This is a genomic window from Nostoc sp. (assembly GCF_036917135.1).
Classification (GTDB): domain Bacteria; phylum Cyanobacteriota; class Cyanobacteriia; order Cyanobacteriales; family Nostocaceae; genus Nostoc.
In genome coordinates this window covers 74519-82478 of sequence record NZ_JBALEA010000059.1, presented here as the reverse complement: position 1 = coordinate 82478, position 7960 = coordinate 74519, and the positions used below count along the sequence as shown (strand labels likewise).

5 protein-coding genes and 1 pseudogene are annotated in these 7960 nt (G+C 42.1%); 3 read left to right on the top strand and 3 right to left on the bottom strand.

Translation table 11 applies throughout. The annotated features are described in order from the left end of the window. Positions 1-152 precede the first annotated feature (152 nt). From V7K50_RS17605 to V7K50_RS30745, 3 genes and pseudogenes are all read right to left on the bottom strand, one after another. Entirely contained in the window at positions 153-719 is a 567-nt protein-coding gene (locus V7K50_RS17605; protein ID WP_334962183.1) for an IS630 family transposase, read from the bottom strand. Positions 720-754: 35 nt separating this feature from the next. Next, positions 755-1111, bottom strand: a complete 357-nt coding sequence (locus V7K50_RS17600; RefSeq protein WP_334962181.1) for a helix-turn-helix domain-containing protein — start codon at positions 1109-1111, stop codon at positions 755-757. A gap of 133 nt (positions 1112-1244) precedes the next feature. After that, positions 1245-1427 (bottom strand): annotated as a pseudogene (locus V7K50_RS30745) (IS4 family transposase); the annotation flags it as partial. Between the two features lie 823 nt (positions 1428-2250). Here V7K50_RS30745 and ftsH point away from each other — a divergent pair. The 3 genes from ftsH (at position 2251) to topA (ending at position 7909) form a co-directional block, all read left to right on the top strand. Continuing rightward, positions 2251-4170, top strand: coding sequence for an ATP-dependent zinc metalloprotease FtsH (ftsH, locus tag V7K50_RS17590; RefSeq protein WP_334962179.1), 1920 nt, complete (start codon positions 2251-2253; stop codon positions 4168-4170). A 488-nt stretch (positions 4171-4658) separates the two neighbouring features. Continuing rightward, positions 4659-5573, top strand: coding sequence for a DUF928 domain-containing protein (locus V7K50_RS17585; protein WP_334962177.1), 915 nt, complete (start codon positions 4659-4661; stop codon positions 5571-5573). Positions 5574-5737: 164 nt separating this feature from the next. Continuing rightward, complete coding sequence (topA, locus tag V7K50_RS17580; protein WP_334962175.1) at positions 5738-7909, top strand: type I DNA topoisomerase; 2172 nt, start codon at positions 5738-5740, stop codon at positions 7907-7909. Positions 7910-7960 lie beyond the last annotated feature (51 nt).

The following is a 7960-nucleotide window of genomic DNA, read 5'->3' as shown; positions in this document are numbered from 1 at the left end:
TTTAGGGGTAGCCCTACGCAAAAATAGCTCGATGCCAGGGATCATAATTTAAACAAAAGCCTCCTCATGATAATTTGAGGAGGCTTTTGTTATTTGTGTGTTGCAATGTATCAAATTACAGCTATTTGCGAACAAACTAACCACAGAAAGAGCTATCTAATAGGGCTGAAAAATAGACCACAATGATGAAACCAATTGAGAGCATTTTCATCAGTAATAGCATTAACAGCCATAGTGATTGTTTCATCAAGAGCATCGAATGTGCGAGTTTTCGCAGAACGAAGAATTTCTTTTAACTTTGACCAACATAATTCTATTGGTGATAAATCAGGTGAGTATGGAGGTAAAAACTTAATTTTAGCTCCAACAGATTCTATTAAAGCTTTTGCACTATTAGCATAATGTACAGGTAAATTATCCATAACTACAATTGCTCCTAGCCACAACTGAGGTAGTAATATTTGCTCAAGAAAAACTAAAAAACTATCAGTGTTCAAACTACCGGGAAAAGTCATAGTGGCTATTAATCCTTCATCACTCATAGCTGCAATTACAGTGATGTTTTTACCTTTATTCCCTGGGCGATTGTCATAAACTCTCACTCCACCTTCACACCTGCCATAGTGTCGTGTCATAGCTAGATTTACACCTGTTTCATCAATGAATACAAGGTTTTTAACATCTATAGTATCTAACCAACGCCGAAATTCATGGCGCAATTCCTGTACTCTTTCTGTAGCTTGCTCAGTCGCGACTAAAGTTTTTTTTTGCGCTTTAGTTTTAAGCGGTTAAGAGTCCGGGACAAGCTTGATATACTTACTTCTATTTCTGTGCGTTCTTTTATTGCTTCTTGAATTTCTCGCAAATATATATCACTTTGTTCTGTCACCATTATCTTTAATAATTCTTCTTCTTTACCTTTGAGCTTCGAGCGGCGATCTCCTCCTTGTGGTCTGGCACTTATCTCCCCCGTCTCTCGATACCGACGCAAGAAGTCACGGATGAATGATAAACTAACTTTAAATCGTTTTGCTAATTCTCTTTGCGTGCCTTCTTTGTTTTGCCACGCACTTAATATCTTCTTTCGTAAGTCGATTGAATATGCTGCCATTTCTTAATAATCTTCTTTTTTACATCTTTAAAGTTTACGATATTTGTAGTGGATTTGATCTCAAATTGCTGTAATATCTACTGTGGACCATCGGTGAGAGGTAAGAGTGATTGCACTTTTGTCAAGAGGGTGCAGGAAAAGGGGATAAATCCAGCTTGGAGACTGGTTTTCGCAGCGCTTTAACAACTCCTAAATCTTGATTCTCTTTTGCAGCGAAGTACTTAATAGGGTCATCCGCCTTACCTTTGTCATAGGCAACACTAAAATGGTACAAACCGCGAAATATCATCTCCAAAGAAATGCGGTCAAATGGTAAAAATCTCTGTCAAGTAAAATCAGAGTTTTGGCAGGTAGCAAATTCAGTAATGGGGCTGAAAAATTCGTCTCGGATGCAGCGGGTTTTGTGTGAAACAAAACCTCGACAGGTAAACGATTAACCAAATCAATAACTGTACAAATTTTACCCGCTAGTTGCCCTGTTTTCAAGTCTTCCAGGCTTTTGAGCTTCCGAAAAAGCTTCTAAGTGTTTAGCAATCGCTTCATTATCTATAGTAGGAGTATGATGTCGGTGTGGGTGGTCAGAGTTTTATTTTTGTCCCTTGGGCATAATGGTAGACCAAACTTTTCATTACCTCGTTTGATAATTGAATTTACCTAACGATGCTGCCCACTTTTTACGTCGTTACAATACTTTTTCATCTCCGATAAAAGCAGTTAAACATTTTAAAGATAATGATAATCAAATATAGGGGGAGGAGGTGAGCGTCGCTCACCTCCTCCCCCTACCCTCAACACGATTATCATTCTTATTTAAGATATTTTGAGTATTTTAACTGATTGACAAAAGATACTTTATCCTAAGCTCTCACCGATGACTGTGGACTGACTGGGGAAGATGAGAAGCAGTAAGTCTTTGACCAATACCCAATACCCAATACCTGGTGTTAAAAGCTGCATAAATCTAAAGAATGATCTTGGTTGTTCAACTTCATGCGATCGCTGGAAGAAACTTGGGAATGGTTTTGTGTGGAAGTTAGACTAGATAAGAAAAGTGTAATTTCCAGTTATTACAATTTTTGATAGAAGAATAGGCATAAAACCATAGCTCAACTTGTGCCAGCAGACAAAGGGTAATTATTATGACAAATTTGGGAAAAAAAGCATTGGTAAAAAGGCAGTCATCAAAGCGGCTTGCTTGGGTTAGTGCGAAGGCGTTGCCCACCCTAGGCATCGCTGCTAGTTTGATTATGTTGCCAGGAATTTTCTCGACTTCTCCCGTCTTGGCACAAAAAGCAGATAGCAGCAGCAGCACCTCTCTAAATTATGGCGACTTGCTCAAGAAAGCAAAGGCGGGAGAAATCCAAAAAGTCGAGCTTGATGAAACCGAACAGCTAGCGAGGGTTTATCTCAAGGGGCAAAAGGAGAATACACCACCGCAACAGGTGAGACTCCTAGCCCAAAACACAGAGTTAATTAACATACTCAAAGATAAGAATGTTGATTTTGGGGAAGTTTCATCTGCTAACAGTCGAGCTGCTATTGGGCTGTTGTTCAATCTCATGTGGATTTTGCCACTGGCGGCTTTTATGCTACTGTTCCTCCGCCGCTCTACTAATGCTTCTAGCCAAGCGATGAATTTCGGTAAATCTAAAGCCCGCTTCCAAATGGAGGCAAAAACTGGAGTGAAATTTGAAGATGTCGCCGGGGTTGAAGAAGCTAAAGAAGAACTCGAAGAAGTTGTGACTTTCCTCAAACAGCCAGAAAGATTTACTGCTGTAGGCGCACGTATTCCCAAAGGAGTGCTGTTAATTGGCCCTCCTGGTACTGGTAAAACTTTACTAGCAAAAGCGATCGCTGGGGAAGCAGGTGTACCATTCTTCAGTATTTCCGGTTCAGAATTCGTGGAAATGTTCGTTGGTGTGGGTGCATCTCGCGTGCGCGACCTCTTCAAAAAAGCCAAAGAGAATGCCCCTTGCCTAATATTTATCGATGAAATTGACGCCGTAGGTAGGCAACGGGGTGCTGGTATTGGTGGCGGTAACGATGAGCGCGAACAAACCCTCAACCAACTGCTCACCGAAATGGATGGTTTTGAAGGTAACACAGGCATAATTATTATTGCTGCCACTAACCGCCCAGATGTTTTAGATACAGCGTTACTCAGACCAGGACGCTTTGACAGGCAAGTGATGGTCGATCCACCGGATCTTAAAGGGCGACTGGAAATTTTGAAAGTCCACGCTCGGAATAAGAAAATTGATCCTAGCGTATCATTAGAAGCGATCGCTCGCCGCACTCCTGGTTTTACTGGCGCAGACTTAGCTAATTTACTCAATGAAGCTGCCATTCTCACTGCTAGGAGGCGCAAAGAAGCTGTCACCCTTTTAGAAATTGATGCTGCTGTAGATCGAGTTGTTGCAGGTATGGAAGGTACTGCCTTAGTAGACAGCAAGAGCAAGCGCTTAATTGCCTATCATGAAGTTGGACACGCTTTAGTGGGTACGTTGCTCAAAGAGCATGACCCAGTGCAGAAAGTTACATTAATTCCACGGGGACAAGCACTAGGATTAACTTGGTTTACTCCCAACGAAGAACAGGGGTTAATTTCCCGTTCCCAACTCAAAGCCAGAATTACTGCTACTTTGGGTGGTCGCGCCGCCGAGGAAATTGTTTTTGGTCAGCCAGAAGTGACCACAGGTGCAAGCAACGACTTACAACACGTCACAGGAATGGCGCGGCAGATGGTGACACGCTTCGGTATGTCAGAATTAGGCCCATTATCACTGGAAAATCAAAGTGGAGAGGTATTTTTAGGACGGGACTGGATGAATAAATCAGACTATTCTGAAGAAATTGCTGCCAAAATTGATTCACAGGTACGCGAAATTGTCAACACCTGCTACATCAAGGCCAAAGAACTATTGCAAGAAAACCGGATAGTTTTGGAGCGTTTAGTAGATTTGCTCGCAGAACAGGAGACAATTGAAGGCGATTTATTCCGCCAAATTGTTGCTGATAATGCTGAGGTAGTCGATGCAAAATTGGCTGTACCTCATTAGAGATATGGTGAAAAATAATCTAGAGACCTAGCATCTCAGATTCCCGACTTCTTAAAGGAAGTCGGGAATCTTATTGCAAACAAGTCATATCATGTCCGAATAATTTGGTGAGAGTATTGACTCAGGTTTTTATAACCCTTATTGGTTCGTTGTTTATTCTCAATAAAAACGCAGTTTTAGCGAGAAGATTAAAAGCGAATTTGTCAAGTATGCCTAACTCTTAAATGTCTAAGACGGTTATAGAGCATAGGTTTCAAGATTGTTAAGAAAGATGTGACTAATGGATAGGCTCTTCGGGAGGGGAGACAAAGCATAGCTTTGCAGGCGGGGTGGGGTTCTTCGAGTTTAATAAGTAATCAAGCGGACATGATATCAGAAGGCTACCTCAGCCTTACCAAAAACTAGCACACATCAAGTCTTGCCACTGTAAAGCTTAGGCTATTGTATTATATAGACCAAGCAACGTACTACAAGTGGAAATGGACATCATGAAACATAGATTTTGGGCAAGCTATTTGCTTGCTGCTTTAGCCTTTCTTGCCTTCGAGCCTGTAAACACTACTCAAGTTTTGGCAACAGAGCCAGTTTACCAACTGGCACAAGCTAAAACTGCTTACACCCAATATATGCAGCTTGGCTATAATGAAACCAAACGGAGAAACTATCGAAAAGCTTTAGGATATTTTCAGCAAGCAGAGCAGCTACGTCCTGGAGATAGATATGCTAATACTGCAATTAGAAATGTTACAAGTTACATTCAACGCGGTAGAAATCGGATCGCCTTTGTCCCTGGTAGACCTGGTAGGGTAAGATCAGCAGGAACACGGGGAAGTTGCTTTCAAGCTGGACAATATCTGATTCCCCTGACACCAACAGATAAGGAAGCTCAACGAACCACAGCAGAACGTCCGACATTCTTTTTCTACGTTCCTCAAACTTCTACAACAGTACAAGCACTAGAATTTGTTTTGCGGGATGGTGATAACGTTGACCCATTGTATAAGGGAACTTTTAAACCTGTTGGGCAGAATGGTATTGTTAGTGTAAACGTGCCTGCTGATCAGCCACCTCTACAAATCGGGAAAGAGTATAATTGGACTTTTTCGATGATTTGTGATAATAGTAACCGCGATAAAGACTCGTATGTAGAAGGTACAATTGTGCGATCGCAAGATGAAAACCTATCTGTTCAGCTAAAGCAACCAAACACAGACTTAGATCGGGCAGTTTTATTTTCAACAGCTGGATTTTGGGAAGATGCTCTGAGAACTTTAGCTAATTTACGTCGCCAGCGTCCTAACGATCCTGAAGTTGAGAAATATTGGGAAGATTTGTTGAATTCAGTAGATATTAAAGATGTTGTGAACAAGCCTTTATTGCCCTGTTGTACTGCTCAGAAATAAATTAACAATTACTTAAAAACCCGGTTTTGATAGATAAATCGGGTTTTTTACCCTTAAATTTAAAACTAGAAAAAGCACTAGATGATACAGATATACTAAAATCTACTATGGAATTGCTTGTTGTTACAAACTATTCAACATAGAGCATCGAGAACGCAGTTGCTATGATCAAACGCCTGCTTGTGGTGGAATCTCCGGGAAAAGTCAAAAAACTCAGTCAAATTCTGGGTTCGGATTGGAAAGTTCTAGCCAGTTGTGGCCATATCCGAGAACTCAGCAATGAAGGAAACGATTCCTTGGGCTTCGTCATGGACGGGAGTAATGTACGCTGCAATTACGTCCCGCGTGACCAACGAGCGAAAGAAACAATCCAGAAGCTCAAGTCTGCGGTGAGGCAGGTAGATGAAGTTGTTTTAGCAACGGACCCAGACCGGGAAGGTGAGACAATCGCTTGGCATCTTAAAGAAACGCTCGGTCTAAGGGAACCGAAACGGGTAATTTATACTGAGATTACAGCATCGGCGGTGCAGAGTGCGATCGCTAATCCCAGAAAGCTAGACCAAAACTTAATCGGTGCTGGGCTGTGTCGAGATTGTCTAGATAAGTTGGTAGGTTACAAGGGTAGTCCTTTAGTTTGGGCATTGAATAACGGCGCTAAGAGTGTTGGCAGAGTCCAAAGCGCCACGTTGCACCTAATTTGTCAACGAGAAAACGAAATTCTGGCGTTTGTCCCCCAAGATTACTGGAGTGTCTGGGTAGATTATGCTGAAGGATTACGAGCTTTTTACAAAGGGACGGTCGATTCTGCAAAAGATGCAGCAGACCAAGAAACTGAAACTCACGATGACGCAAAGGTGGGTAATACTCCAGAAACACCGGAGTCTAAGCGTGTTCTTTCCGAAGCAGAGGCTACACGTTTAGTAGAAGAAGCACAGCGACATCCTCATCAGGTGATTCATTTTGAAGGAAAAATTGTTAACCGCCAGCCACCGCCACCATTTACAACTTCTAGCCTTCAGCAAGCAGCCGGTTCAAAGCTGAGGTTTGCTCCCGACAAAACTATGATTGTGGCCCAAAAGCTTTATGAGGCAGGGCTTATCACATATATGCGAACAGATTCAGTTATGCTGAGTCCAGAATTTTGTGCCAGCGCCCGCAAATGGTTAGAGCAAAATGACCCGCAGAATGTACCGTCGCAAATCGCCAAGCATCGCAGTAGCAAATCGGCTCAAGAAGCACATGAAGCGATTCGTCCAACGGATGTATTTCGTCCCTCAGTTCAATTGCGCTTAGAACTTCCTGATGATGAGTTTAATCTCTATGTGATGATCTGGAAACGGTCAATTGCCTCTCAGTGTTGCGCTGCCCAATTGCGTAAAACTTTGGTGATTACTCAGTCTGGTTCCTTACTTTGGTCAGCCAGAGGGCAAGTGATTGAATTTTACGGTTATGCCCGATACTGGAACAATCTCAGCAAAGATAGTATTTTACCTTCATTACAACAGGGACAAGCATTGAAACTGGAGAATGCTGGACATGAGCAGAAGCAGACGCAGCCACCACCCCGTTATAGCGAACCAAAATTAGTGCAACTGATGGAACGTAAAGGAATTGGTCGCCCAAGTACTTATGCTCCTACTGTTGCTACCTTAAAAAAACGAAATTATGTGGAGTTGAAAAAAGATCATCTGCAACCGACAGCGTTAGGGTTAGAAGTTGATGCGTTTTTGCTCAAGGCACTGCCGGATTTACTAGAGGCGGAATTCACAGCGAAAATGGAGGATGCTCTTGATGCCATTTCTGAAGGAAAGAATTCTTGGCAGCATTATTTAACTAGTTGGAATCAGAATTACTTTATACCAGCGCTCTCCAAAGCTAAAACTGTAGTTGCAAGTTCCTCAATAGGTAAAGCTAATGTGATAAATGAGCGCAAATATGAAACTTCCAAAACGCGATGCCCTGAATGCAGCAATTTTCTCGCCAAAATTCCCAGTAGTAAGGTTAAAAAGAAATATTTCCTCAAATGCACAAAAGGCTGTGAAAATGTCGTGCTATTTTGGAGCGACTTTAACAAAACTTGGCAGCCACCACAAACTAAAACAGTCCAAACTGAGAATCAACAAAAGCCTCCCATCAAGGTTACGGCATATCCCTGTCCAGTATGTAAGAAACCTTTAGAGGAGTACAGTTACATCAAAGAAGGGCAGAGTAAGACAATGTTGCGATGTTCTGACCCACAAGCGCGTAAGGACACCAAACATAAAGATGTGGCTTATTTCAATACGCCAAAAGGTTGGTGGAGTCCTAAGTTTGGGGAGTTAGGAGTTGGGAGTTAGGAGACTTCAAAAAAACAATAGGGATAATTGATATCATGAGATGCCTTTAGG